Annotated in this window: 21 protein-coding genes and 4 pseudogenes; 7 read left to right on the top strand and 18 right to left on the bottom strand. The window is 57.2% G+C overall.

All coding sequences use genetic code 11. The features are described from left to right. Window positions 1-243: 243 nt before the first annotated feature. Window positions 244-801, bottom strand: a complete 558-nt coding sequence (locus P5W99_RS18330) for a TetR/AcrR family transcriptional regulator (RefSeq protein WP_421026593.1) — start codon at window positions 799-801, stop codon at window positions 244-246. Window positions 802-969: 168 nt separating this feature from the next. On the opposite strand from P5W99_RS18330, the gene P5W99_RS18325 reads away from it, so the two are divergent. Both P5W99_RS18325 and P5W99_RS18320 read left to right on the top strand, forming a co-directional pair. After that, window positions 970-4,158, top strand: coding sequence for a bifunctional cytochrome P450/NADPH--P450 reductase (locus P5W99_RS18325; protein ID WP_421026592.1), 3,189 nt, complete (start codon window positions 970-972; stop codon window positions 4,156-4,158). 272 nt (window positions 4,159-4,430) lie between these two features. Next, window positions 4,431-4,793 (top strand): annotated as a pseudogene (locus tag P5W99_RS18320) (SDR family NAD(P)-dependent oxidoreductase); the annotation flags it as partial. A gap of 105 nt (window positions 4,794-4,898) precedes the next feature. Here the strand turns inward: P5W99_RS18320 and P5W99_RS18315 are convergent. Beyond that, a complete protein-coding gene (locus P5W99_RS18315) occupies window positions 4,899-5,582 on the bottom strand; it encodes a TetR/AcrR family transcriptional regulator (RefSeq protein ID WP_421026591.1) in 684 nt (227 codons plus the stop codon). Between the two features lie 392 nt (window positions 5,583-5,974). On the opposite strand from P5W99_RS18315, the gene P5W99_RS18310 reads away from it, so the two are divergent. The 4 genes from P5W99_RS18310 to P5W99_RS18295 all read left to right on the top strand — a co-directional run bounded on the left by P5W99_RS18310 (window position 5,975) and on the right by P5W99_RS18295 (window position 9,574). Then, window positions 5,975-6,322, top strand: coding sequence for a hypothetical protein (locus P5W99_RS18310; RefSeq protein ID WP_421026590.1), 348 nt, complete (start codon window positions 5,975-5,977; stop codon window positions 6,320-6,322). A gap of 736 nt (window positions 6,323-7,058) precedes the next feature. Then, window positions 7,059-7,934 (top strand): phytanoyl-CoA dioxygenase family protein, encoded by an 876-nt coding sequence (locus P5W99_RS18305; protein WP_434664151.1) that lies wholly within the window; start codon window positions 7,059-7,061, stop codon window positions 7,932-7,934. 32 nt (window positions 7,935-7,966) lie between these two features. Beyond that, window positions 7,967-8,137, top strand: a complete 171-nt coding sequence (locus P5W99_RS18300) for a hypothetical protein (protein ID WP_421026588.1) — start codon at window positions 7,967-7,969, stop codon at window positions 8,135-8,137. 168 nt (window positions 8,138-8,305) lie between these two features. Beyond that, on the top strand, window positions 8,306-9,574 hold the full coding sequence (locus P5W99_RS18295; protein ID WP_434664148.1) for an aminotransferase class III-fold pyridoxal phosphate-dependent enzyme: 1,269 nt from the start codon (window positions 8,306-8,308) through the stop codon (window positions 9,572-9,574). Window positions 9,575-9,600: 26 nt separating this feature from the next. On the opposite strand, the pseudogene P5W99_RS18290 reads toward P5W99_RS18295, so the two are convergent. The 9 genes and pseudogenes from P5W99_RS18290 to P5W99_RS18250 all read right to left on the bottom strand — a co-directional run. Next, window positions 9,601-9,755: pseudogene (locus tag P5W99_RS18290) on the bottom strand (IS3-like element ISBcen22 family transposase); the annotation flags it as partial. 127 nt (window positions 9,756-9,882) lie between these two features. After that, entirely contained in the window at window positions 9,883-10,149 is a 267-nt protein-coding gene (locus P5W99_RS18285) for a hypothetical protein (protein WP_434664146.1), read from the bottom strand. Between the two features lie 135 nt (window positions 10,150-10,284). Further along, entirely contained in the window at window positions 10,285-10,485 is a 201-nt protein-coding gene (locus P5W99_RS18280; protein ID WP_434664143.1) for a transposase, read from the bottom strand. Between the two features lie 777 nt (window positions 10,486-11,262). Continuing rightward, a complete protein-coding gene (locus P5W99_RS18275) occupies window positions 11,263-11,559 on the bottom strand; it encodes an EthD family reductase (protein WP_421026586.1) in 297 nt (98 codons plus the stop codon). 51 nt (window positions 11,560-11,610) lie between these two features. Further along, window positions 11,611-12,300, bottom strand: coding sequence for a hypothetical protein (locus P5W99_RS18270; RefSeq protein WP_421026585.1), 690 nt, complete (start codon window positions 12,298-12,300; stop codon window positions 11,611-11,613). 125 nt (window positions 12,301-12,425) lie between these two features. Then, a complete protein-coding gene (locus P5W99_RS18265) occupies window positions 12,426-13,580 on the bottom strand; it encodes an MFS transporter (RefSeq protein WP_421026584.1) in 1,155 nt (384 codons plus the stop codon). A 117-nt stretch (window positions 13,581-13,697) separates the two neighbouring features. Continuing rightward, on the bottom strand, window positions 13,698-13,853 hold the full coding sequence (locus tag P5W99_RS18260) for a hypothetical protein (RefSeq protein WP_434664139.1): 156 nt from the start codon (window positions 13,851-13,853) through the stop codon (window positions 13,698-13,700). Between the two features lie 294 nt (window positions 13,854-14,147). After that, complete coding sequence (locus P5W99_RS18255) at window positions 14,148-15,026, bottom strand: phytanoyl-CoA dioxygenase family protein (RefSeq protein ID WP_434664136.1); 879 nt, start codon at window positions 15,024-15,026, stop codon at window positions 14,148-14,150. Window positions 15,027-15,047: 21 nt separating this feature from the next. Then, a complete protein-coding gene (locus P5W99_RS18250; RefSeq protein ID WP_434664133.1) occupies window positions 15,048-15,905 on the bottom strand; it encodes an NAD(P)-dependent oxidoreductase in 858 nt (285 codons plus the stop codon). Window positions 15,906-16,767: 862 nt separating this feature from the next. Between P5W99_RS18250 and P5W99_RS18245 the strand changes: the two genes are divergently transcribed. Then, the gene (locus P5W99_RS18245; RefSeq protein ID WP_421026580.1) at window positions 16,768-17,394 is read left to right on the top strand and encodes a TetR/AcrR family transcriptional regulator; all 627 of its coding nucleotides are present in this window, start codon (window positions 16,768-16,770) and stop codon (window positions 17,392-17,394) included. Between the two features lie 246 nt (window positions 17,395-17,640). Here P5W99_RS18245 and P5W99_RS18240 read toward each other — a convergent pair. The 7 genes and pseudogenes from P5W99_RS18240 to P5W99_RS18210 form a co-directional block, all read right to left on the bottom strand. Further along, a pseudogene (locus tag P5W99_RS18240) lies at window positions 17,641-18,142 on the bottom strand (transposase); the annotation flags it as partial. 393 nt (window positions 18,143-18,535) lie between these two features. After that, window positions 18,536-20,158 carry a methyl-accepting chemotaxis protein gene (locus P5W99_RS18235; protein WP_434664130.1) on the bottom strand — a complete coding sequence of 541 codons (1,623 nt, stop codon included), beginning with the start codon at window positions 20,156-20,158 and terminating at the stop codon, window positions 18,536-18,538. Between the two features lie 114 nt (window positions 20,159-20,272). Then, window positions 20,273-20,421, bottom strand: a pseudogene (locus tag P5W99_RS18230) (electron transfer flavoprotein subunit beta/FixA family protein); the annotation flags it as partial. Window positions 20,422-20,429: 8 nt separating this feature from the next. Continuing rightward, window positions 20,430-20,663: a DUF4148 domain-containing protein gene (locus P5W99_RS18225; protein ID WP_421027066.1), complete on the bottom strand. Its 234-nt coding sequence runs from the start codon at window positions 20,661-20,663 to the stop codon at window positions 20,430-20,432. Window positions 20,664-20,897: 234 nt separating this feature from the next. Continuing rightward, the gene (locus P5W99_RS18220) at window positions 20,898-21,872 is read right to left on the bottom strand and encodes a WD40/YVTN/BNR-like repeat-containing protein (protein ID WP_421026578.1); all 975 of its coding nucleotides are present in this window, start codon (window positions 21,870-21,872) and stop codon (window positions 20,898-20,900) included. A 17-nt stretch (window positions 21,873-21,889) separates the two neighbouring features. Then, on the bottom strand, window positions 21,890-24,250 hold the full coding sequence (locus P5W99_RS18215; protein ID WP_421026577.1) for an efflux RND transporter permease subunit: 2,361 nt from the start codon (window positions 24,248-24,250) through the stop codon (window positions 21,890-21,892). Window positions 24,251-24,294: 44 nt separating this feature from the next. Next, window positions 24,295-26,124: a DUF1302 domain-containing protein gene (locus P5W99_RS18210; protein WP_434664127.1), complete on the bottom strand. Its 1,830-nt coding sequence runs from the start codon at window positions 26,122-26,124 to the stop codon at window positions 24,295-24,297. Window positions 26,125-26,187 lie beyond the last annotated feature (63 nt).

The raw sequence follows: 26,187 nt of genomic DNA, 5'->3' as shown, positions 1-26,187 counted from the left end.
AAGAATGTCCGGTGCGTGCATCCCTGTTTGCCGCTCAGACGGATGAATTGATGATATTGGCTCATCGCGACGGTGACCCAGAAAGTGACTATCTATAATTCATCTGCATCACGAAGCAAGCTGGCTGCTAAAGATGACGTTCCCGCGCGACTCGTTCGCACGGAACGCCATCCATGAGCGTTCGATCGGCACTTGAGTGGCGCACGTGGAGTAACTTAGCCGCTGCCCACGCTTCTCCTGCCACTACTCTGAATCCACCCGCGCGAACCCGAGAGTAAGACCGAAAGCGTCGAGAATTGTCGCCGAAGTCCTGGCAATTCGCTTCGCCATTACCTCCGGGGTCTCTCGTATAGTGCCCTGGCGAAGCCAGTGCACTACCGTCCAAACCAATCCCCCGCCAAGCACTGTCAAGCAATCCTCCTCCGCTTCCGTACGAACACCTTCATAGGGCGGAAGGATGCGGCCCGCGACGAACGTAACCAGGTCATCAAAAAACGCCGATGTAGCCGCGTCGTTAAATACGGTTAGATAGAAAGATTGATGGGCACACATATGCTCAAGAATCAGAGCAGTTTCCATTTCCATTGATTCGACGAAGGCGACGTTCGGTGGGCTCAGCAGCGTGCCTTGCTCCTCGACGAATGTGAAAGCATTTTCGAGTCTCACCAACGCCGCCCGCTGAGCGGCCGCCTGCAGATCGGGAAAGTGCTGATAGAACGTGGGGCGCGCGACGCCAGCGCGCTGCACCAACTGAGCAATGCTGCATTTGTTCAGGGGGGCCTCATCGAGCAGTTCGGTCACGGCGCGGACAAGGGAATCGTAGCTGCGTTGAAAGCGAGGATCCGCGGGATTAGGGCTTACATCAGGTGGCATAAAAAGCTCTAGACAAGTTAGTGCATCTATTTTACATTTGTTCAATAGACTGAGATACAACGTACTGGTACATCGGACATCTGAAAGGCTATTGAAATGAAATCCTCCGCCCTCGCCCCTCAGCCGCCCCTGAAACCCATCATCGGTCATCTGATGGAAGTCCTGGGGCCGTCGCCGCTTGCAAAGATGATGGACCTCGCACGAACTTACGGACCGGTCTATTGGTTCGAGGTGTTCGGTCAAGGTTACTACGTTGTCAGCGGACAAGCACTTGTGAATGAAGTGTGCGACGAAAGCAGATTTCAGAAATGTGTACACCAATCTCTGCTTGAACTTAGGCCCGCTATCGGGGATGGGCTATTTACAGCATACAGTGATGAACCGAACTGGGCAAAAGCGCATCGGGTGCTGATGCAGGCGTTCGGCCCGATCAGTATTTGGTCCATGTTTGACAAAATGGTCGACATCGCTGACCAGATGTTTCTCCATTGGGAACGATTCGGTCCGGAAACGGCTGTCGATGTGTCCGATCATATGACTCGGCTAACGCTTGATACGATTGCCCTGTGCGCGTTTGATTGTCGTTTCAATAGCTTCTATCGTGAAAGCCAGCATCCATTCGTAGATGCCATGGTGAATACGCTCAGCGAAGCGGGAAAGCGCGAGTTGCGGCCAAAACTTGTTTCGAAGTTGATGCTCAATCGCGGTCGCAAATTCGACTCGGACATCGAACTCATGCGGTCGCTCGCGACCGAAATGATCGAAAACAGGCGGAAAAATCCGCGCGGCAGCGATGAAGCGATGGACCTCTTGGACCGCATGCTGCACGGCGTTGATCCGGTTACAGGAGAGAAGCTCAACGATGAAAACATTGTCTTTCAGATGATTACGTTTCTTATCGCCGGGCATGAAACGACAAGCGGACTTCTGTCTTTTGCCACTTACTTTCTCCTCAAAAATCCGGATATTCTGCGGAAAGCACGGGAAATGGTCGATGAAGTTGTTGGTGACGAGGTACCGCGGATCGAACATCTCGCGCGACTTCGCTACATCGAACAAATCCTCATGGAGACGTTGCGAATCTGGCCAACGGCGCCTGCGTTCGCGGTGACCCCGCTCGAAGACACCACGTTCGGAGGCAAATACGCCGTTCGTCCAAACGACATTATTCTCATCCTGACTCCCATGCTGCACAGGGATGTAAGCGTCTGGGGTGAGGACGTCGAGACGTTTCGTCCCGAGCGATTTTCACCCGAGAACGCTGAGAAGCTTCCTCCGAATGCATGGAAGCCTTTTGGCAATGGTGCGCGCGCATGTATTGGTCGACCTTTTGCAATGCAGGAAGCCCACCTCGTTTTGATAATGCTGCTTCAACGCTTCGACTTCTCCTTCGCTGATCCGAACTACGAATTGGCGATTGCTGAGACACTTACGCTGAAGCCAACAGATTTCCGCGTAAACGTGCGGCCACGAGCACGAGGTGCGCAAAGGGCGTCAAGCAAGAACCCTCACGTCTCCGTGAGTGCTCAAAGCGCTGACGCAGAGTCGGTTCAGTCAACCTCCGAGGAAGGCTCGCCGAATATGCTCGTGCTCTTCGGCGGGAACACAGGTTCCTCCGAATCGTTTGCCCGACGCATAGCAGGGGACGCAAATCGCCACGGATTTCATGCCAAATGCGCTCCTCTTGACGACTTCGCAGAGAAACTCGAGGGACATTCTGCAGTTGTAGTCGTAACCGCCTCCTATGAAGGACAGCCGCCAGACAATGCAAAATTATTTGTCCCGTATGTCGAAGCAATGAGCGAGGGTGCGCTGGACGGTGTTAGTTTTGCGGTGCTTGGATGCGGCAATAAACAATGGGCACGCACATATCAGGCAATCCCGAAGCGAGTCGACGAGGCCCTCGAAATAGCAGGTGCCAAGAGAGTTCACGTCAGAGGTGAGCTGGACTCCGGTGGAGACTTCTTTGGCGAGTTTGACCGATGGTATGCCGAACTGTGGAATCGCTTTGCGATTAGCGCAGGGAAGGAAGTCCCTGTTGTGCAACATGACGATGCTGCACTGAAGGTCCGTTTCGTTCAGAATGCCCGTGAAAAATTACTGAATTTTGGTGACATGGCGCACGGATCGGTCATCGACAACCGGGAACTAGTAGATCTCCGCGCGTCCGGCAGCCGCTCCAAAATACACATCGAATTAAAGCTTCCGGAGACGATGACCTATCGGTCGGGGGATTATCTGGCGGTTCTGCCCCGCAACGCCAAAAGCAGCGTCGATCGGGTCTTACGCCGGTTTCGCGTGAGTTGGGACACCCAGGTGGTCATCGAGGGAACCTCGAGTAATCCGCGTCTTCCGCTCGGTCAAGCAATGGGTTGCGGTGAACTGTTTTCGAGCTATGTCGAACTCGCCATTCCGGCCACTCGATCGCAGGTATCCAGTTTGGCCGCCGCGACCCGCTGTCCACCGGAAAAAATGGAGCTTGAGCTCCTGAGCACGGACGAATTCGAAAATGAGATTCTGGGAAAGCGCACGACCGTCATGGATCTGCTCGAACGCTTCGGATCCGTCGATTTGTCGTTCGAAAAGTTCCTCGATATGCTGCCGGCGCTAAAAGCACGTCAGTACTCGATCTCGTCGTCCCCGCTTTGGAAAGCGGATCATGTCACGCTGACGGTAGCAGTGGTCGATGCGCCGGCGCTCTCCGGCAATGGCCGCTATGAAGGGGTGGCGTCTTCATATCTTGCTCGCCTCAACGCGGGTGACAGCTTGTCTGTTGCAGTCAGGCCATCAAATGCGCGCTTTCGGCCACCAGCCGAAGTGAATCTTCCTATGATAATGATCTGCGCTGGCTCCGGTATCGCGCCGTTCCGCGGCTTTCTGCAAGAGCGCGCGTTACAAAAACAACGGGGAGAAAACGTTGGCCCGTCGCTACTTTTCTTTGGAATTGATGACCCTGACGTTGACTTTCTCTATCGCGACGAACTCGACGAATGGGCAAACTGCGGCGTGGTTGAAGTGATGCCGGCTTATTCCAACCGCCCAGAGCAGGGTGCTCGCTTTGTTCAAGACAAAGTTTGGCTTGAACGAGAAAAAATCTCAGCACTATTCGCACAGGGGGCCACAGTTTATGTATGCGGGGATGGGAAGAATATGGCGCCTGCCGTGCGTGCCACACTAGGCCGCATCTATCAGGATACAACTGGCGAGAACGACGAAAACGCTAGCGCGTGGATAGACACGATGGAGAGGGAGCAAGGCAGATATGTAGCTGATGTCTTTGCATGACGGCGGCACGATTTGTGCAGCCTCCGCCTGGCGTGGCGGGGCTGTATAAATCTTTAGATCGTCGAGTTGCCGCTGCAACGTACTCATTTTTCTAGAGTCGATACAGAAATTGGTGGCTGACGACCGCGCAGGTAATCGACATTGGCCCCGGCAACGCAGCACAAATGCTTCATCGCGATGTCGGTAACTTTCCTCCCCTTTTGCGCGCTCGGGGTCAGGGGTCCCAGGGTGCTTACAAATTTCATGATTGCCCTTACGCGCTTCACCGAGGAAGTAAGATGACGCTCGACGACTTTCGCGCGGTGATCGAAGTTCACCTGATGGGAGCGGTCAACTGCACCAAGGCCGTATGGGAAAGCATGCGGGAACGGCAGTACGGCCACATCGCGATGACAACGTCCTCGTCGGGGCTGTACGGCAATTTCGGGCAATCGAACTACAGTGCCGCGAAGATGGCGCTGGTGGGCCTGATGCAGACACTGGCGATCGAGGGCGAGCAATACAACATTCGCGTGAACTGCCTTGCTCCGACGGCCTGTACACGCATGCTCGATGGACTGATGTCTACCGACGTCCTCGAAGCACTGTCGCCCGCGTCCGTCAGCCCCGCGGTCGCGGTACTTGTCGGCGAAGAGGGCCAGCCTGATGGGTTCAATGCGAGGCTATCGCCCCGAGCGGAACGACGTTGTCGAAAGCGCGCTGAACATCGACTGCAGGCGCAGTAGTTTAAGGGGCAACTCTCAGGGCATTGTGGCGACTGTGAGGATCGCCTTCACGGCTTCATCCTCGATACCTTTGATATCCGACGGGAAGCGGTTGCGCTGAGGAATCAACACGAGCAGCCCCTCGATTTGCCCCGTTATGAGCGCGGCGCGGCGCGCCAGTACGCTCGGCGACAACTGCGGGTTCACGGCCGCGACGAATCCGCTGATCATGCGGCGCTGGAACAGATACGCGTCTTCCATGCTCTTGCGCGCGAATTCCTGCATTTGGGCGAGCGCCCAAAAATTGACAAAGAGACCTTGGATGCGTGGTTGTTTGCCGTCTTCGATGAGCAGGCGGACAAGCTTCTCCAGCCGTTGCGCGGGGGTGAGCGACGCGTCGGTGCGAAGAATGTTGTCGTAGTTTCTCGAATACTCCGCGGTGGCCTCAGTAATGAGCGCCACAAAGAGGTCTTCGCGTGTGGGGAAGTAGTGCTGCAGATTCGATAGCGACAGTCCCGCACTGGCTGCGACCTTTCGCATGCTGAGCCCGCCGTAACCTTCCGCCGCAAAAATCTCTATGGCGCTCGCAAGAATTCGCGCAACGGCGTTGCGCCCGCGGCCCGTCAACGTACGCGTCGTATCGCCGGTTGGCGGCTCCAAAGACGCGTCCCGGCGACCATTTTTCGAGCCACTTTCGTCTGTCATCGGTTTCACGGCCATGGGGTTAGCTTCCTGAGTTGAGCGGCAAACGTCATGCTTCCGTTTGTAATGTTGTATTGTCGGTCACGTGACCTCATCCTGGCAAGCGGCTGCTTGACTGCCCTTCAATGCCGAACGCCGTTTCAATTCGACTTGAACCGAGGTCGGCAACTCGTGCCGTAACGAAGGTGAACAGCGAGACCGCGTTGCCAGCTTGACGTCCAGGTTTAACGCGTCTGACGGTTTCGAGGATCATGGCTCGGTGGGCTGGCATGCCGTCGCCGGGGCGGTTCCGATGGTCCGCATCCGGGTGGTGAATCACGGATCTGCGTTCCGGGCGCGCCATCTTTCCGCTGAAAGCCGAATTTAGGGTCGTTCGACCTGGATTTGTGCGCCTGAAAGTGTCGCGGAGCGTGGCTGCGGAATCCGTTCACGAGCCTGCACGCGGCACCGTTGACGCTCAAGATGCGAAAGCGGACATCAGCGTCGAATCGCTGGCGGCGAACACCGCAGAGAAAGACATCGCGAACACCGTCGATACGGTATCGGGTCGCTCCGGCGCACCGCTGCAATCGCACGACGCTGAAGCAACCGCCACGCACATGACGGTGGCAGACAATCGCGGCGACGCAATCTCTGCGTCGGTCTCGCCAGGCGTCACGGATGCCCGTCGCTACGATGACAGAGATCGATCCATACTCTGGCTCGGCGTTCAGCGCGGCGTTGCGGTGGCGTGGGAGCATGGCTCTTCAGCCGCATGAAACTTCAGACCTCGACCTATCAAAACATCCGGATTCCTATAAAACCTGAACTTCGCACGACTCCGCAACGCGATGGCTGCCGTCCCGGCAATATGCCAACCCTGGTCCGAGCATTCAGCGCCCTGCTCTGGACGAACTGTCGTCGCATCACGTCCGGTCGCATAGAGAGCAACCGAAACGGCGACAACTCGCTCTACATCTCCGCAGGCATCGTAGTCGCTTTCTGAGCAGCCAAGCCTCCATCAGGATCTGCCTTTCAAAGTCGAAACGCATGCCGCAGTTGTACGGGGGAGCGCCCCCGCTCCACGCCTTGCCCCGCGGTTCAGTGGGGTGATCACATATTTCTCGTCCACGTCACCCCTTCCAATGACTACACCATTCTGAAAGCGAAGGGTTAACCATGATCGACCATCAAAAAACGCCATGTTAACGTCAGATCATACGACTTGGTCAAATGACCCTACTCTTCGTGAGTATGCCATCTCACCAGAAACCTCGGCGAGGGGCTCTATGTCTGCCGCGTCCGGAACCATGTCATGAATCGCTCGGAGGTCGCGACAAAGGCAGGAAAGTTGCGCGTGTTCCATCGACTAACGTAAAAGGACCGCATGACACAATGCCAACGAAAACAATTCAAACGACCAAGTCACTAAGTCAACTTGATGTCTGGATTACCACCCAAATCAGAAAGCGATGCCGCTTCTGATTTAACCGTCTACGCAACTTTGAGGCAAACATGAACGCAAATATTCCGAACATTCAGGACTCCCTTCCCACCGTCCCCAAGCAGACCAGCGCACAAGAGATCGTGTCGCTCATGAATCAATACGGCGGAGTCCGGATCAAGGATTGTCTGACCCCGGAGCAGGTCGCGAACATCAATCGCGAGGTCGATGGTCCGCTCGAGCGGCTTCGCGAAGGGTCGTCGCACGAAAACGAACTGATCAAGGAATTCCACGGCACGTATACCAAGCGCCTCACGAACATGGTCACGCACAGCAAGACTTTTGGAAACGTGCTGGACGACGAACTCTTTCATGAGCTCGGCGAGGTGCTCTACCGTGAAGAGTCCGGCGATTGGTGGCTTTCGACCGCGCAGGTCATCGACATCGGCCCCGGCAACACAGCGCAAATGCTGCATCGCGATGTCGGCAATTTTCCGCCCCTTTGTGCTCTCGGAGTCAAGGGTCCCACGGTGTTTACCAACCTCATGATTGCCCTGACGCGCTTCACCGAGGAAAACGGTGCCACCCGAATTATCCCGGGGAGCCAAAACTGGGACGAGGACTACTTCGACAGCAACGGCACGCCCGAAATGACCATTGCCGCCGAGATGGATGCCGGCGACGCTTTGCTGTTCAGCGGAAAAGTGATCCACGGTGGCGGCGCGAATGTGACGAAGAACGAGCGCCGACGCGGGCTCACGCTGCCGATGCAACCGTCCTATCTGACTCCGGAGGAAGCGTATCCCTTCATCGTGGACATGGACACCGTAAGAGGCCTGTCGAAACGCGTTCAGCGAATCATCGGCTTCCGCTCGCAATATCCCGCTGGCACGCCGGGCCTGTGGCAAGTCGACTACGACGATATCGCAACGCACCTCGGTCTCTGAGCCACGACAAACTCACCACCAGCGAGAAACCCATGAAGATCGACCTGACGAATCGCGTTGCGACCGTGAGCGGTGCCGGTGCCGGTCTCAGTCGCGAGCATGCGCTGTTGCTTGCCCGGTTGGGGGCAAAGATCGTGGTCGACGATCTGTGCAGCGACTTGAACGGCAGACGAAAACCGCCATTCAAGCGTGCGACGCAATGATGCAGCGTTCGTGGCGCCAGGCTAGACGGTGTGTCGGCACGACGCGGGGGGATTTTAAAGGGTGCATTCCTCAGATTGGGGCATTTGAACACATAGTCACTTGACTTAGTCAAAATAATAGAATGCAAGTCCGATGTTGTACAAACGAATTTTCACAAGGAGTCGAGCATGGACAGGTTGGCGAAGAAGGACGAGTGGTTCGCAAGAGCCGAAAAGGTCATCCCTGGCGGCATGTATGGTCACCAGAGCGTCAAGTACTTGACTGAAGATTTTCCGCTGTACTTTGCCAAAGCGAAAGGTACCCACCTCTGGGACGTCGACGGCAACAAGTACATCGACTACGTGTGTGGTTACGGCACGAATCTGTTCGGCTACGGCAACGAGCAGATCGAGCAAGCGGCGGCCCTCCAGTTGCAGAAGATCGACACGGCGACGGGCCCCAGCGAGGTGATGGTTCAGCTTGCCGAGGCACTCACGCAACAGGTAAGCCATGCCGATTGGGCGATGTTCTGCAAGAATGGGTCAGATGCCACGTCAATGGCCATGGTGATCTCGCGCGCCTATCGCGAAAAGCGCAAGATCCTTGTTGCGCGAGGCACGTACCATGGTGCCTCCCCGTGGAACGTGCCCTATACGACGGGGATTACCAAGGAAGACCGGGCTCACGTCGTCTACTTCGAGTACAACGATATCGAGAGTCTCAATGCCGCTGTCAAGAGCGTCGATGGTGACGTAGCGGCCATCTACGCAACGCCGTTCCGGCACGAAGTGCTCTACGATCAATTTTTCCCGTCGATCGAATACGCCAAGGAATGCCGTCGCCTCGCGGATGGGCAGGAAGCGCTTCTGGTCGTCGATGAGGTCCGTACGGGGCTGCGCCTGTCGCGCGACTGTTCATGGTCGGACTGGGGCGTGCACCCGGACCTCAGCTGCTGGGGCAAGGCCATTGGCGGCGGCTACGCGATCGCTGCGGTTCTCGGTTCGGATAAGGCACGAGAGGCTGCGACGAATATTTTCGTCACGGGCTCCTACTGGCTCTCGGCTGTGCCGATGGCCACGGCCATCGAAACGCTGCGCCTGGTACGAGAAACTGACTACCTCGAGCACACCAAGCGGTTGGCGGACAAGCTGCGCGCCGGCATCGCCGAACAAGCCGAGCGGCATGGTTTCGAACTCAAGCAGACCGGGCCGAGCGTCATGCCCCAGATGCTATTCGCCGGTGACGACGAGCTCGTGTCGCGTGGCCGGGCGTGGACTTCGGAAGTCATCAAGAATGGCGCCTACCTCCACCCGTGGCACAACATGTTCTTCACGGCGAGCCACACTGACGAAGACATCGCGCGTACGCTCGAGGCGACCGAAGCGGCGTTTGGCACAATCAAACAGAAGTCGGTTGCATTGAACCGCCTGGATATCCTGGACACCGTGCAGCGTTAGTGCCAGATGTTTCAAGAACCCTCAGCCTACGGCCGAAGGCTGTATTGCCGGGCGAATTTGCCCGGCGTCAAAACCCTGCGCGTCGGTTGGAGCCGGGCCTCATGGTAGTTCCGGCACACCTCGATCTCGCGTTTTTCCGCTGCCAATCCAATGACTTGAGCCAGTGCAAGTTCAAGCACTCGCGCATTTCACGGCACGCACGCTAAGTGGCTTCGACCATCAAGTCCGGCTTATTGCCCCGCTGACCTCCCCCCCCCCGGCGATGTCCCACAGACAGTTGAAGGTTGGGACAGCGGGTGCGGCATAGATTAGGCAACCGTTCGATCCTGGTCAATGTTCGTTGAGGGCGGACGCTTCAGCCCCGCTGCGAATATCCACAGCTCGCTCGCGCCGAGGATCTTGTGGAAGTTCTTCTCGGCCGCCATGAACCCGGCTGCCGCCCAGTACAGCGCCATGTCGGCATCGCGATAGCACGCCACATGGCCTGCGACACGGAGTACGGCACAGTTCGGATTCCCGATGATGTTGGTCGTGGACAGCGCGCGCATGAACGCTGGCGTCAGGGCCCAGCTCATTCACCGTGAACGTCTCCTCCAGCCCCTCAAGCAGCGATGCCGAGGTATCCGGGTAGTCGGACTGCAGCCACGCCGCGTGCGTCTTGAGTTTGGCCATGCCGTCCCTAGCCGGCAGCTCGTAGGCCGCCTTCATGATCAATGCGGTTTACGAGATGCATTCTTTGGGCTGGCGTGCTCGAGGACGTTGTGCAGTTTGTGCGTGCGGCAGCGCTGCACGTGGGCACGCTCGCCAAAGAGTTCCCCGATCGCAGAACCCAGCGCCCTGGAACCGTCGATCACGAACAGGTAGCGGCGCGCGCTTATCTGACGCCCGCGCAGTTCGGCCGAGCGCTCCATGCAAAGCAGCGGCTTTTTTACCTCGGACTCTAACTGCGATACATGCCGTGCTGTGTGGCGCCGTCCACGACGTGCGGATGATCCTTCGAAAGCTGAGGCTTTTTACGCGCTGATTCTTGCCGTCTTGCTCAACGGTCGGATAGTTGCGCGATCGGTTGCGTGATGCCGCCGAGGAGCAAAACGAATTGTTCAGGGGTGGCTACTTATGGGTCGCCCTCCGATCAATTCCCGTAATCCAGGCAATCTCCCGCTGACGTTTGTCCGCGGCGATGAGCGTGGCGATGGTTGTTTGAAGATGCGGCTTCAAGACATTCACTCCAACACCCCCATCTTCTTCATTCGAGGGGTGCAAGGTAACGTCCTGCCAGACCGCGCGAGCATCATGCTCCGCGTGTCTCCAGTTGGGGGATTTTGTAATACCCACAGGTGGGGGAATTCAGTACGATGGAGTGAATGCGGATTGCGCACCACTCCCGGAACATCTTGATGGCCCGGTTGCGCGGTCACGGTGCCGAATCGGTGTACCAGTCCGCAAGCATCTGCTCGACGAGCACCTTCCGGCTACGCTGAATCCAGCGCTTGCCAGACCGGTCCAGATCATCGACCTCGTTCGAAGGGATCAGAAAGGCGATGGCTCCTCCTGTGCATCCGCGAGTGGACGGTGGGGTTCGCCGGAGCCGGGTCCGCTGCGTTGATGCACGCGACGAACGGCGCCTTCGGAACTCCGCAAAGCGCAAGTCGCACTCATTTCAGCACAACAAAATCGAGCCGCATAAGTCAGTTTCCTGCACGGAAGATCGTCGGTTGGACATTGGTGAAGTTCGGCACATCGCCGACCACATCGCCTGTTCTCGCAGAAGAGAGGGCGGCATCGATTCCTGCCTGATCGTTGAAACGCAGTACCGTTACGCATGCAAAGGGCTGTGGACCTGACGCCGGAAACAGAACCTCCGCTGAATGCAGGTCAAACTCGCCCCACACGGCTCGTACGAGCGGGACATGGGTCCCAAGATAGTACTCGCGATCAAATGCCAAACCCTCTACAGCGGGATAGCTCACGATTAAAGTAGCCATATCTATTCTTCTGTATGAAAACACTAGGATATTTCGGCGGTGGCAGGACAATCACCACGGATTTTGTTCCAGGCTGCCAAGGGTATAACCTCGATTTAGGTTCTTTTCCTCTTCCCGCGCGCGCTCCAACGCACAATAACTGTAATACAATGAAACGGACATGTAAGACCATGAAAGCAGCGCGAATATATAAAAAATCATGTGATCGTCGTCGCCAGGTATATGGTAGAAGTCATAGGTGCTCGCAATAACCTGCGTGGATATCAGCGCCAAGATCACGCCCACAGCGTTACGCTTCTCTCCAACGCTCAGCAACCTCTCGACAACGTAGACGAGGTAAACCGAGAACAAGGACCACGTCACCAGATAGAAATACGGCTTAGGTTCAACCATGAAACCTGCTGTCCACACCACAACGGTTCCCGCCAGTGCGCCCACCATATACACGACATCAGCGAAAATCGATGGCTTATAGCGATGCGTAACGGCCATCATGCCCACGACGGTGATAACTGGTACACCGAAGCCTCTGGAAAATGCATCGCAAAAGAGTGAAATACTATAGAAGACGTGCCTTCCGGTTAAGGCATTGATCATTAAATTCGTCGCCGAGAACGTCGTAATCACCCACTCAAGCCCGAGGAGGCAGTTGCGTTTCTTGAGAAACTTCACGCCATAGACAAGGGAAGTCGCTATCAGCGCAAGATCAGCAAGGCAAAAAAGATGGAATTTCAATTCCATGACAAATTCTAATAACCATGAAGGATTTTATTAACTATTACGCTTGCCCACGTTGGCGCCAATTTTTTCATCGCCATCTCGACGCGAGATGGCGATGCCGATATATGTTGGGTTCGTACTTTGCCTTACGCGTCAAGCGATAGCTGCGCGGGAATGCGTCGACTGAACTGTCGGATCGCAACGCTGCTCAGAAAGATCGGCACAATAAGCAACCCGACGGAAAGCCAGCCGACCGCGTGCAAACCAGCCACACTGAACACTGTGCCCGCAATTGCAGGACCGACCGCCAAGCCAAGATTGATTGCTGACGCGCAGGTCGCAGTGCTTCTCCCGCTAGAATCCATGTGAGCGAGTGACGCAAACATATAGGGGCCAACCAATGTTGCGCCTGCACTGATGAGGGCGGTTGACACGAGAAATGCCCACTTGCCGCCCACGCAATACATTCCCAAGCTACATCCGATCAGCAGGACGAGTCCAAAAGCGATCGGCTTGAACAAACCAAAACGATCACCTAGCCAGGCGACCACTATCCCCACTGGCAATTGGGCGGCAGCATTTACCATGAACAGAATGCCGAGTTGGTCTGCTTCAACGCCCCGAGTTGCGGCAATCTCTGCGGCGAAACCGAAGAGGGCCGTCTGCGAAACGTAGAGGAGAAATGCGCTCGCCAGAATCCCTCGGACCGCATGGGACTTGATGGCTTCCCTCGCGACACCTTGCTCGTTTGCATTGATGGCCGGATGCATAAATGCACCGATAAATAGCGCTATCGCGAGAATTCCGAGTTGAACTACATCCACTCCGATATTGCCAATCTTCGCATTTACGATTGGCACGATATACATCGCGAAGGAAAATATTATGGCCATAGATTGTGCTACCTGAGCCGTAACTTTCTCGGGATGTTTAACATGTGCAATTACCCCGTACGCGCAAACACAGCTGACACCCAAAGCGATTCCAAAAATTAATTTTGCAGCAGCAAAGATATAAAAGTTATTTGAAAACATTGCGCACGTTGACGCAATAGCAATCGCAGCAGCAATAACCGCACCCGATCTCTTGTTCAGCGTCGCCAAGCGCCGCCCCGAAATGATGATGGAAAGGGCAAGACAGAGAAGTACAGCGGAGGCAAGCCACCCAGCACAACTTTCGGAAAGCTGGAACCGCGCCATTGACTCTTCAATGTTGAATGGAAGCAAGTAGGTTGGCGTCCAGACTACCGCCCCCGTATAAAGCAGAGCAATTTTTCGGATTCCCTTAATTTCATAATTCACGATCTACTCCTTGTCGCTTACACGAATGCGAGATCGCGTCGAGGCGTACAAATCGCCCTCTTGCCTGCATCCGTACCTGCATTGTTTCGAAGAATTCTTCAACCGATCGAAAAATCGTCATACCAAACTTGCCCGCCCATCGCCAGCCGAAATATCGGTGGATTTTGTAATTCTCAACCAGTCAATATCGAAACCGACATGGGAATACATGATACGCATCGAATGCTGGCGTGGAATAGCCACCCCATGGACACGTATGTTCAGAATGCGCATCCCACCCTTCCATTCTCCTTCCAGTGCGGCCCCGTAACCCGAGATTGCCTGTGGTGCAATCACGCCATCAATCGTAGCGACGTGCAGGACCGACAGTCGACCCCGGCTAGCGAGCGCCGTACACTTAAGGCTTACCTGGTGGCCTGCAATACTGACCACCCCACTTTCTCAGCACAGACGCGCGCCTGTCGACCGACTCCAGAAATGGTCCCAATCGAGCACGATGCCTTTAGGTGGTGAGCTCCCAATTGTCACCTGAAAAACAGGCTAATACCCCACCACCTACGGCGTCCGTTAATCGAAATGTCCGACCTCGAGAAAATCCTTCATTTTCAACAGTTCATTCGGATCCGACATTTGTCCATCACGCTCAACAAAACCTGCAAACGTGGTTCCGTACGTCCAACCGAGCAATCGCTGCAACTCTTCCGGGAAACTCTTCACTCGTTCAATGGGCAACGTGAGGTATTGATTCTCTTCCTGTCGAAGGATCGCCAAATCATAAGACATCGTCAGACCGGTTCTCGGTGCATCGCTAGTGTTCTTCCCGCCACCGTGATAGGTGGAGCCAATGAAGAAAAGAGCGTCGCCCGCAGCCATCACTGCGGGGATGGCTTCCTCTTGCCTGGGCATGCGCTCGTCATCCCACTTGTGGCTACCCGGGATGACAACGGTGGCTCCGTTTTCCTCTGTAAAATCAGATACCGCAACCATGACCTGAAACCTGGCTTCACGCCCATAGCTTGGGTGGCGCCAAAGCCACACGGAGTCGTCACGATGCAAGGGCTGAAGACCTTGACCCGGTCGGATCTGAATGGCTTGCGTAACACCCACCTGAATATCCGGAGCTACGTCGATCTGGTTCTCACCGCTCCAGATCTTGATCGGTGTTTGCAGAATACCGCGCGCCGCGCCCAGATAGAGCGGATGCAAAGCGACCTCGGCCATCCAGTCAGTACGCGCGAAGAGACGCGACATTCGCCGCGTCTGCGTACCCGAGAAATACTCATCTACTCCGTTAGGAGCCGACTCAAGCATGTCAAAAAGCGTACTTCTGATACGCGCGAGCAGGTCAGCGCCGAGAAAATTTTTGACGATTGCGCCACCATCCTGCCTGACTGCTTCCGCAAGGTCATCAGGAGTACTGTTAATTGAAAGGCGCTGCAATGACATGACGACTCCTCAAAAGAGTTGTTAATGGTTAAATAATGCAGCGAATCCTCGGTCACCACCACCCAGTTCGATGGACGACAGAATTTGCTCGCGTAGCGCCTTCAGAATTCGCGGCGGTTGCCCGATATCTTCCTGCGCCTGCTGGAAAATCCCGGTAGCCCGGGCATAGACGCGTAGGTCAGCGCCCCCAGCCTGATAATCTGAAGCTGCAACTGACTCGAACAAACCTTCGATGAATTTGCTCTGGCCTGCGATATAGGTCGGAATTAGGTCACGTAGTTCGTCGACTGAAACGCCTGAGTTCACTACGAACCGGAGTCCCTCCAGGAAAGCTGCGCCAGCACCAAAAACGAATGTCCCTGTTAGCCCAATATCGAGCACATTCGGAACGTCGGATCTTGCACTGATGTACGTGGATTGCGGTGCGATTTTCCGAAGAATGGGTTCAGCATCGCGCCAGATCTTCTCATCGGCACCAAACAGGATCACTGCATTCTCGGTGCCGATATCGGGTGGGAAGCACTGAATTGTCCCGTTGACAAATTTTGCTCCAACACCACTCACGATTTGATCCAGCGCCTGGACCTCGGATGGGCGCCCCGTAGCAAGATTTACAACTGTTTTTCCTTTCAGGCGCTCGCCCAATTCCTTGAAATCCGCTGCGAGATCAATCGGCGTCGCAGTAACCACGATGACTACGTCCGCCTGACCACAGGCTGCCGTGGCGCTATCGGCAGTTCTGGCTCCCAACTCCTGCATGCGTTGCGCCTTTTCCGGTTTTCTGTTCCAGACGACGACTTCCGCACCATCTTCAATCAGGCAGGCGGCAATGGCAGACCCCATAGCCCCTAATCCCAAGACAGCAATTGCTTTTTTCATTCGCGTACCCTTATCGTTGACCACGTTACCTGGAGATATCCATCATCATGCCTGGCTCGAATAAATCATATGACTTGGTCAATTGACAATAAAGCAAAGGCCATGCCAACCGGTTCCACGTATTCGTCTTCCTCCTGCATTGCGGCTAACGCGTCCTCCTGTAGTGGGACGCGCGCCCGGTAGCGGGGAATCAACTGCACCAACTGATGCTCAAAGGTCAAGTAGTGGTGCAAGCCAACAAACTTGATCAATTGACCATGTGCCCGCAGCCCAGAGTTTATGCCTCAAAAACACAGATGGAATACGGGGTTTCCATTAGCCCTATGATGAGGGCTCCAAAACCAAGGCAACTGCACCAATTTCAAGGGGCGCATGACCGCCCTTTCACGCTCCCACGCCAAGTCGTCGCATCTGTGCTCCGTCTGGGGAAAGAACATCAAAACGGGAACCTGGCCGATGCGTGACAAACGGAAACTGTTCGATGTGCCGGCCCGATGACCTATGAATGAATCCGCCCGTGGTTCGCGAAGCATGCTGCCACTTCGCGTCGACTCCGTGGCGTTTGCTCAGGTACAGCGACGCATCGGTGGCCGCAGTTTTGGCGCCGGGATGAAATGGTTCCGACCGGTTGCATTGTTACCCGCCGACCAGTTCCCGTACTCGGCGCGGAACTCCGCGGACATTCCTGGCAAACTCCTGCCAACTGCATTTCTCTCGCCGCCATAGCGTCGCAACATACCTGCAGGCCAATGCCATGCCGTTGATTACGAAATGCCGTCCATCGTCATGTTAATATCGGGGCATTCGATTACCCTGCCCGGGTACCCCCTTTAAACTAAGACATGAAACGGAGCTCTAGCCTATGCTGAGAGTACGGGCTGAAGTCCGCCGCCAGGACCTCGTAGCGGCCACAGTCGCGGTTATTGCAGAACACGGTGTGAAGGGGGCCACGACCCGTCGCATCGCCGAGGCCGCGGGCTGTCCGCTAGCTTCCCTGCACTACGTTTTTCATTCAAAGGACGAGCTATTGCTGGCTGTCTATGAAACGTTGATCGATTCGATCCGCTCGGATAGCCCAGACGCTCCGGAACACGGCACCCTGTCCGATCTTGCGGACTACAACCTGCGCGCGGTAATGGCCTGGTTCGCGGCAAACCCGACTTACGCGAAGACCCAGTCAGAATTGTTTACGTGGGCGCTCAGACATCAGCCCGATATGGCCATTGGTGCCTTTCGTTTAGCCCTGGAAGGTACCCGCACCAACCTGGCCGCTGCCGAGCCGCGTGCGGATGCCAAGGCCCTGGATGCCATCGCGCGGCTGATCATTATTCTGGTCGACGGGCTGCTTTTCTCATGGTTTGCCCAGCAAGATCCAAAACGTCTGGCCGCTGATGTCGACCATGCCAGCAGGATGTTGGTCTCCTATGCGTCGGCACTTTCGGCCTCTAACCCTACCGTCAAGAGCACCCGCAAGTTAGTGCGGAAGTAGCAAGCTGCTGCCGCCTACTCCGAGGCACTGAACCTCACTGCGGCAACGTCCGCAGCGTCTCTTCATAATATCCGTGTCGCTCTCGGCGTATCACGTCTGCGACTTCCTGCCATGCGCCGCCCCACCTGCAAGCATCTGCTCACAGACGCCCTGAGGGACTATTACTCGTGCCCAACCGCGACAGGCGGCGCTCAGAACGCTACTCAGCGCTTCGAGTCGCTAACATAACTGTTCTACAAAACCGCGACCCGGCACCGCTGGAATCGCGTTAAGCACCGCCTCAAACACTTTCGAGTCGCGCCGGTCGGTGCCTGTGACCATGAGTACCAGCGTGATACCCGGCCGGTCTACTGCGATATGGCGCTTGCTGCCGAGTTTGCCCCAATTGGTCGGGTTCGTCCCCGGCTGTTCGCCCCCGGGGCTGGCCAAGCTTGCGCCATCGATGCTCGCACGGCTCCAGTCAACGGCATCGCATCCACGCAATCGCGTTAGCAACGCCAGATGCAGGGACTCCCACACGCCGCGTTCTGCCAGTCACGCAGCCGACCCTAGCACTTCATGCCACTGCCGAAGTCCATTTCCATCACAGTTCCTCCCATGGAATTCCTGTGTGCAGCACGAACAAATGCCATTGAATGCTGAAATGGTCATCTATCCAGGGACGTCCGCTTTTTGCCGAGCATGACCGCTCTGGCAGCGACGGCTCAAGCGTCTTCCACAATTCTTTACTGGTTCTCTGTCTTGTCATCCAACATCAAACGTTTACCCCCTCGCTTTCGGGTAATATATTTAGTTAGCATATCAAAGTAAAATGCCGAACACGCATACCCCGGCTTCCGTTACCCGGTAACAACGCGAGCCATCAAGGTGTGGCGAATTGAGCGCTTACGGACATCATGCCCTCTTCCAAAATCGCGTCGCTGATAGTTTCACCCCCGCTCAGATTCCGGACACGCTCTGGCGTGGTTGAGGCGATGACCCCAAGTCCACCTATCGGGCGATCCAGGTCAACCGCGTACGCGATATCGACGCGTTCGCTACGGCGCGCGAATACCTCCCACGGGAACGCTGATCGGAGCGCAAACCAACAGTGTCGCGAGCTTGATGTTCGGCCCGCAGGCGCAGTCGCCGAACATCGACCTCATGTTCGAAATGATGATAGCGATCCGGTGAGCAGGTCAGCCTTCGCGTGGCCGTCCACCCTCGGTTTGGCTAGCGCATTCGCGAGTTTGAAGACCGATACCGCATCGTTCAACACCCGCGCCTGCTCTTTGAGGGCCTGCGCCTCTTGTGCGGACTGTTCCACCAATACGGCGTTCTGTTGCGTCACCTCATCCATCTGAACAATCGCTTGATTGACTTGTTCGATGCCGCGCGTCTGCTCTTCCGAGGCCTGCGCAATTTCACCGACGATCGACGAAACTTGCTCAATCGCGAGTTTGACCTCGCCTATCGTTTCCCGCGCCTGCGTCGCCTGCTTCGCGCCGTTTTGAATCATCGCCACTGACGAGGCGATCAATTCCTTGATTTCCTTCGCGGCGGCGGCGGAACGCTGAGCCAGACTGCGAACTTCGCTCGCGACCACGGCAAACCCGCGGCCTTGTTCGCCGGCGCGCGCCGCCTCGACTGCAGCATTCAGTGCAAGGATGTTCGTCTGAAATGCGATGCCTTCGATGACGGTCGTGATGTCGGTAATCTTGTTCGAACTCCCGCTGATTTCCTCGATCGTGCCGACCATGTGTCGCACCGCCTCGTTACCTGCATCGGCCATGCTCGTGGCACGAGTGGCCAGCACGTTGGCCTCTCGCGCGCTATCGGCATTGTGCTTTACCGTCTCCGTCAATTGCGTCATGCTCGTCGCGGTTTCCTCGAGCGATGTGGCCTGCTTCTCGGTTCGGGCCGACAAATCCGAATTGCCGATGGCGATTTCGCGCGATGCCACGGCCACCGATTCAGCGATGTCCTTGATGCCGCGCACCGTGTCACTCAATTGGTGCCCCATCCGATTCAGCGCTTCGAGCAAATCGCCGAATTCGTCGCGTGCCTGCGTCGAGATTTCATTCTCGAGGTTGCCGTCGGCAATTCGATTCGCCACAGATAAGGCCTTGCCGAGCGGCTGCGAAATCGCGCGCGTCAGATAGATCGAAACGCCGGCTGTCAATGCAATGCCGAGAACCACCAGCGCGATCGCGATCCATAAAACGCTTTGATAGGTCGACCCACTATCCACCACGAACTGCCTGGCCCGTGCGAGATGCAGCGCGGCGTCCTCCGCTAATACGCCCGTCAACTGCGTTCCGATCGGAACGAGTTTTTTGATGATGGGAATAGCGACGTCATCGTTGCCGGTGTTCAAAGCGTCGATGGCGTCGTCCGTGACATGCGTAAATTGCGTAAGCAAATCCCGGATCTTTATAGCAAGATCTCGCTCCCTGCTACTACGGATTCCCTTTCCGTAGTAGCTATTCCATGCTTCGTCGATACGCGCCTGATCGGCACGAATCGCTTCAATGGCATCGCGCGTGACAGCAGGCTCAGCGAACATTTCGATCCGAGCGATTTGAAGCGTGAGATCCGATTGCGCTGCGCGCACTTCCGATAGCTCATTGATCGGCACCACATGCCCCGAGAAGGCGTTGTTCAGATTCGCATTCAGCGTGTAAAGCCCATAGAGCCCGAACAACCCGATCGCGGAGAGAAGAATCACACAGATGCTCGAGCCAAACGCGACCTTCAACTTGATGCTCGTAGCAATATTTTTCACTTCGGCCCCCGTTAAGACTCGCTAACCAAACCTTTCATCCGAAAGCGAGGGGTAAACGTTTGATGTTGGATGACAAGATAGAGAACCAGTGAAGAATTGTGGAAGAGCTCCCGACTTCAAAGGCATCGCTTGCTCGACAGCAATTTCATTGCACTCGTTCATCGATATCTTCACGTTGGCGATAACAACACCCGTGCCATCCCCTACGCACCGACCTTCGATTTCCCACCCACAACTCGCTTCGTCGCCACCAGCAATTTTATCTGCATTCCTAGTTAAATACGCTTGATCTGCCTGCGCTCGTCGCCGGAGTGATCCCTTCTTCCTTCCACACCTGTTCCAGAAGCAAATAATTCCCCCGATTGCGCGCCCGTGCCGCGGCACTGGGAGGATAGTCACCCCAGCGCTGCAGAAGCATTCCCTCCTCTCCGGCCTGCAGGAGCTCGGCACGAACTTGCGCCCGAGTCTTGCCCGGCGCCGGGCCGACGCTCGCAGCCCGGCGCACGTCCGCGCGAGCCGTTTCAGTCTGTGCGCCCGTGTCGACCGGCCCTGCACTCGATACCTGCACGGAATGCTGAATCGACTGCTCCGGGGGAAGCTAATCACCGGCGTGCGCCTTAGCCGCAACCGCGACGGAAATCAGCAGAGTTGCGAGCCCGGCCCACGATGGCATCAGCATTCATGTCGCACTCCTATTGCATAAATCTGCTAGTTCGGTCGCCCCCCACGTAATGCGCTATCACTTCGCTCCGGGAGTGTCGAGCACCCCATCCTGAGAAAACAACACCGGCTTGCCAGTGCGATTGAACAGCGCGGCCGTGAGCGTCGCGCGATCTTCGCGCTGATGGACCTCGAACGACGTGCTGCCCTCGCGTTGCCGGAACACAAGGCCATCAAGTCCGACGCCCATCAGTCCGCTTTTAGTCGCCACGAGATCGGTGATCGAACTCTTCGTGCCAGCGTTCAGCGCCGTCCACGTTGCCCCGCCGTCGCTGCTCTGGTACAGGCTGCCGAGCAGTCCGCCCACGACGATTCGCCCGTCGGAGAGCGCTACACCGGTCCATAGCGTGCCTTTGCCGCCCGTAGCCTGATAGCTCCAGTTCGCGCCGCCATCCGGCGACTTGAGCACCATCCCTTGCTCCGAATCGATGTAGAGCGCGCCCTGTTTGTCCGCAAAAATGTGATACAGGTTGCGGTCTGCCCGGCCGCTGCCCGGAGGCTTGGGCACCGTCACCTTCGTCCACGTCTTGCCGCCGTCGTGCGTGGCGAGCATCAGCGACCACAGACCCACTGCCATACCGTTTTGCGTGTTGGTGAAGAACACGGAGAACAGTGGCTGATCCACCGAAATATCCATGCGCTGCTTTTGCCACGTCTCGCCACCATCGTCAGTCGCGAGAATCACGCCCCACTGGCCAACAGCCCAGCCGTGCTGCGCGTCCGTGAAAGTGACAGCCGACAGCGTTGCCGAGACCGGCACCTCACGCGCTTGGCTCCATGTCTTTCCCTCGTTATCCGAAATGACTATGACACCGTGCTCACCCACCGCGACAATGCGCGAACCGGCGCGCGCCGCGTCCATGAGCATCATGTGCGCCGGGGCGCTCCACGCATGCGCGGGTTTGGCTGCCCAGTCCGCTACTCCACCCTGCGGCTGTGCGAAGGCCGCCGCACTCGCGCACAACGCCGCGCAGGCAACAAACGTCTTGATCATGATTTCGTCTCCAGACATCAATGGCTGAACAGGCCCGGCGCACGCGCCGGCTTGCGACGCGGGAACCAGCGCTCCAGCACCGAGGCCAGCGCCGGCAGCGCCGTCATCGCCATCAGCAGGTTCACGAGGAACATGAACGCCAGCAGCTTGCCCATGTCGGCCTGGAACTTCAACGCCGAGAAGCTCCATGTCGCCACGCCGATCGCCAGCGTGATGGCGGTGAAGATCGTCGCCACGCCTACCTCCAGCATCGCGTGCTGCACCGCCTTGACGATGTTCTGACCTCCCGCGAGATGCACCTGCAACCGGTTGTAGATATAGAACGCGTAGTCCACGCCGATGCCCACGGCGAGCACCATCACCGGCAACGTGGCCACCGTGAGCCCGATCTGCAGTTCCTTCATGAACCAGTATCCAATGAAAGTCCCCACGGAAAGCGGCAGGCAGCATGCGAGCATCGCGCGCCAGTCTCGATAGGCGAGGAACACGAGAATCAGGATGGCCGCGTACACGTACAGCATCATCGGTAGTTCGCTTTTCTCGACCTCCTCATTGGTCGCGGCCAGCACGCCCGCATTGCCTGCCGCGAGCCTCACCGTGATGCCCGGGAACGGATGCGTTGAACGGTACGTCTTCACATCGTCCAGAATCCGGCTGATCGTCGTGGCCTTGTGGTCGGTGAGGAACAGGTGTACCGCCGTCATACTGCAGTCCGTCTTCATGAAGCCTTTCACCCGGCTCGCGTCCACCGACACCGCCCCATAATTCTCTGAGTCTATCGGCACGACATTCATTTTCGGGTAGTCCTCGTTGTAGCCCTGGTTATAGCGGCGCAGCATCGCCGAGTACGACTGCGCCGACACCACACCGGGCTCGGTACGCATCGCGCTCGTGAAGTCGTCTTCGTACAGGCCGACCGCGGGGTTATCGCAGCCCTTCTGCGCCGACTCGATCGCGACCGTGAGCCAGTCGAGGCCGATGTCGTAGCTCGAGGCGATCGACGTGGCATCGCGGTTGAAACGCGCGTCCGCACGTAGTTCTGGCGCACCCGGCTGCAGCGTGCCGATCACGCGGTCGCGGCTTTGCCACGCGGCGAGTGCGAACACCACCAGCGTCAGGGCCACGGTCACGCCTGCATAGCGTGGCTGCGCGATGCGCGCGAGCCCGCGCAGCCACGCCGAGCGCCGTTCGCTGCGCTTGAGCGCGCTGTCCGCATACGCTTTCGTGAAGTTGAAGCATGAAGCTGCGACTGGGAGCAGCACGAGATTCGTCACAATCTTGTACGCGACGCCCAGCGATGCCGTGATGGCCAGCTCGCGCACCATTGGAATCGGAATCAGCAGCAGCGTGATGAACGAAACGAATGCCGTGATCAGCGCCAGTACGCCGGGAATCAGCAGTCCGCTGAAGCTGTGGCGTGCCGCGTCGAACGAACTATGGCCGTGCGCAATCTCGCGCACGATGAAGTTTACCTGCTGCACGCCATGCGAGACGCCGATCGCGAACACCAGGAAGGGCACGAGCACGGCCAGCGGATCCAGCCCGAAGCCAAGCAGCCTGAGTGTGCCGAACTGCCAGATGAGCGACGTCAGCGAGCACGAAATCAGCAGCACCGTGAAGCGCACCGAATGGCAGTACCAGTAAACCGCGAGCGCCGTGAGCAGGAGCGCAATGCCGCAGAAACCGAGCACGGCCGTCGCCCCATCGGCGATGTCGCCGATCTGCTTGGCAAAGCCGATAATCTGCACCTCATAACCAGCATCCTCGAACGGCTTGCGGATCTGCGCTTCGAGCAGATGATTGAACGCCACGTAATCGAGCACCTTGCCGTTGCGGTCGCGCTCGTTGAGCTCGGCCGTGATCATGCCGCTGTCTTCGTTGTGCGAGACAAGCGTGCCGACATAGCCGCCGAGCGTGGTCGCGCGGCGGATCTTCGCGACAACGTCGGACGTGAGCTGGTCGGGCGTGATCGTGCCTGAGATGATCGGCTCGGCGCGAAAGCCCTCGTCGGTGATCTCGTTCACGTAGGCGTTCGGCGTCCACAACGACTGCACGCCACCGCGATCGACGTTAGGCAGGTACGTGACGGCCTGGGTCACCTTGTACAGACGCGTAAGACCCTCTTTCGTCCAGATCGGGCCCTTGCGTGCACGCACGACAACGGTGATCCGGTTCGCTCCGAGCAGGTCCGAACGGTACTTCTGGAAGGTCTGGATATATTCGTGGCCGATCGGCATCTGCTTTTCGAAGCCCGCATCCATGCGCAGTTGCACGGCGAAGAACGCCATGACCGCTGTGAACAGGCCGATGCTCACGAGCACGGCCATGCGGTGACCGAAGAAGAACCGTTCCAGATTTTTGACCAGGCGATTTAACACGGCATTTTCCCTTCAAGTGATTCAATAGCGTACAGAATCCGCGATCAGAAGTTTCGCGTGACGAACATTCCGACGAAATTCCGGTCTGCGTAAGGATTGCCCACGGTGTTGTGCCCGCCCCAGAACATGGTGTAATTGATTCCCGCCTGCCAGACGGCGGGATTCTGGTTGAACAGCACATAGAGGTTCATCGACTTCGCACCCTGCATGTAGTTGGCGCTCAACGTTGGCGTATAGCCGTACAGGCTATCGGCGAACGTGATGCCCGGCGTCACCTGCCAGCCGGGAATCAGCGTGCCGTCGTAGGTCCAGTTGAAATCGACGGTCGCGCCCACCGAACTCGAGGTGCCCTGCGCCATGCCGATCGGGTAGCCGAGACTCGAACCGTTGTTCAGCCAGGGCATGTAGCCCGCCTGCGGCACCTGCGTTACCGTCTGGCCATCGACCGTGCGCGTGACGCCACGCTGGCTCAGGCCGGGATAGTAGATCCACGTGAGCTCCCAGGTCAGCGTCGCCTGGTCCGCACCAATCAGCTTCAGGAACGGATACTCGCTGCGCGTTAGCGCCAGAATGCCGTTGACGTCGTATTGCAGCTTCTTCATGTCTGCCCACTGCTGGCAGTTGACACCCTGTACGCCATTGGTGTTCAGATCGAGCGGGCCGCCCACGCCATAACAGCTCGACAGCGCCACGGCGTCATGCGGCCGGTACGACAGCTCGGTGCCGATCGCCCAGTTGCCGATGCCGAAGTTCGCGCTCGCGCCAAAGAGCTGACGGTTCTGCAGATACGACCAGCCCAGTGTGCCGTTGGCCAGCGATGAGAGCACCGGTGATTTGTCGGTGTAGTTCTCGTAATAGACCGCGAAGTTCGCATCGAAGGAGCGCGGCGAATAGTTGAATTTCATGCCGAACTGGGGATGGTACTTCGACGGCGCCTGCCAGTTGACAGGCAGGCCAATGTCGTTAAAGGGCGGCCCCGCGTAGGCACCGCTAACGAGGCCCGTATTGATGCCGTTGAGCACGTTCTGGTTGCCACTGCTGGAGCCCGCGATCGTACCCGCGCTGGGGCCGTACACGTTCAGATTGGCGGTGCTCACCGTAAACGGATCGGTGCCGCGGCCCAGGCTATTCGACAGCGACCAGTACGAGCCAACCGGTGGATAGCGGTTGCCGTTCCACTGAAACTGATAGTAATCCTCAGTACTGAAACCATGAGAAAGATCGGCAGCAAAGCTGATCATCGGCGCGGGCAGAAGCGCCTGCTTCAATTGCGAGCCTGGAACCAGAAGCTTCTGCACGTCGAGCGAGTTGGTGGCGTTGATGCCGCCCATCGCGAACATGCTCTCGCCCCAGTTGATCACCTGGTTGCCAAGGCGCACGTGAGCGTTCTGCCCTTTGATCGTGAAGTCCTTCTCGCCCCACAAATCGAGCAGCTGTGCGTCGTATACGACCTGTGCCGAGGCCGTGCTCGACAGCGGCGTTCTGTTCGTATTGCCGGCGAGGAAGTCGTACATGCCTGTGCCGCGGATCATGAACTTGAGCCCTTCGCTCGGCATCTTCAGCAAGAGCTCACTCGTCGCGCTGATGGAGGTGCTGAAGGGCTGGCCCTTCCGGTAGTTCAGGTCACCGTCGTCGCCCGCGCCCCATTGATTGGTGTTGGCCCCCGCGCCGCAACCGAACGAGTTCGGGTCGCCCGTGAGCGAGCAGCTAGGGTTTTTGGTGCGGATGCCTGCACCTGCCGTGAGGTTGGTAACCCACGAACCCGTGAGATCGTTCAGGCCTGTCTTGAATTCGTAACCGTACGCACTCGTTGCAGCCGTGCCGAACATGGCCAGCGACGCCGCAACATATCTTCCAATGATCTTCGTTTTCATCCGTCTCCCCTGCCGTCACCCTTTATGCCGACGCGCACCACCGGCGCGCGTCGGTCCCCTGCA

This window comes from Paraburkholderia sp. A3BS-1L (genome assembly GCF_051125215.1).
In the GTDB taxonomy this organism is placed as follows: Bacteria; Pseudomonadota; Gammaproteobacteria; order Burkholderiales; family Burkholderiaceae; genus Paraburkholderia.
The sequence above is the reverse complement of the archived record's forward strand: the minus strand, read 5'-3'. Positions and strand labels throughout refer to the sequence as shown.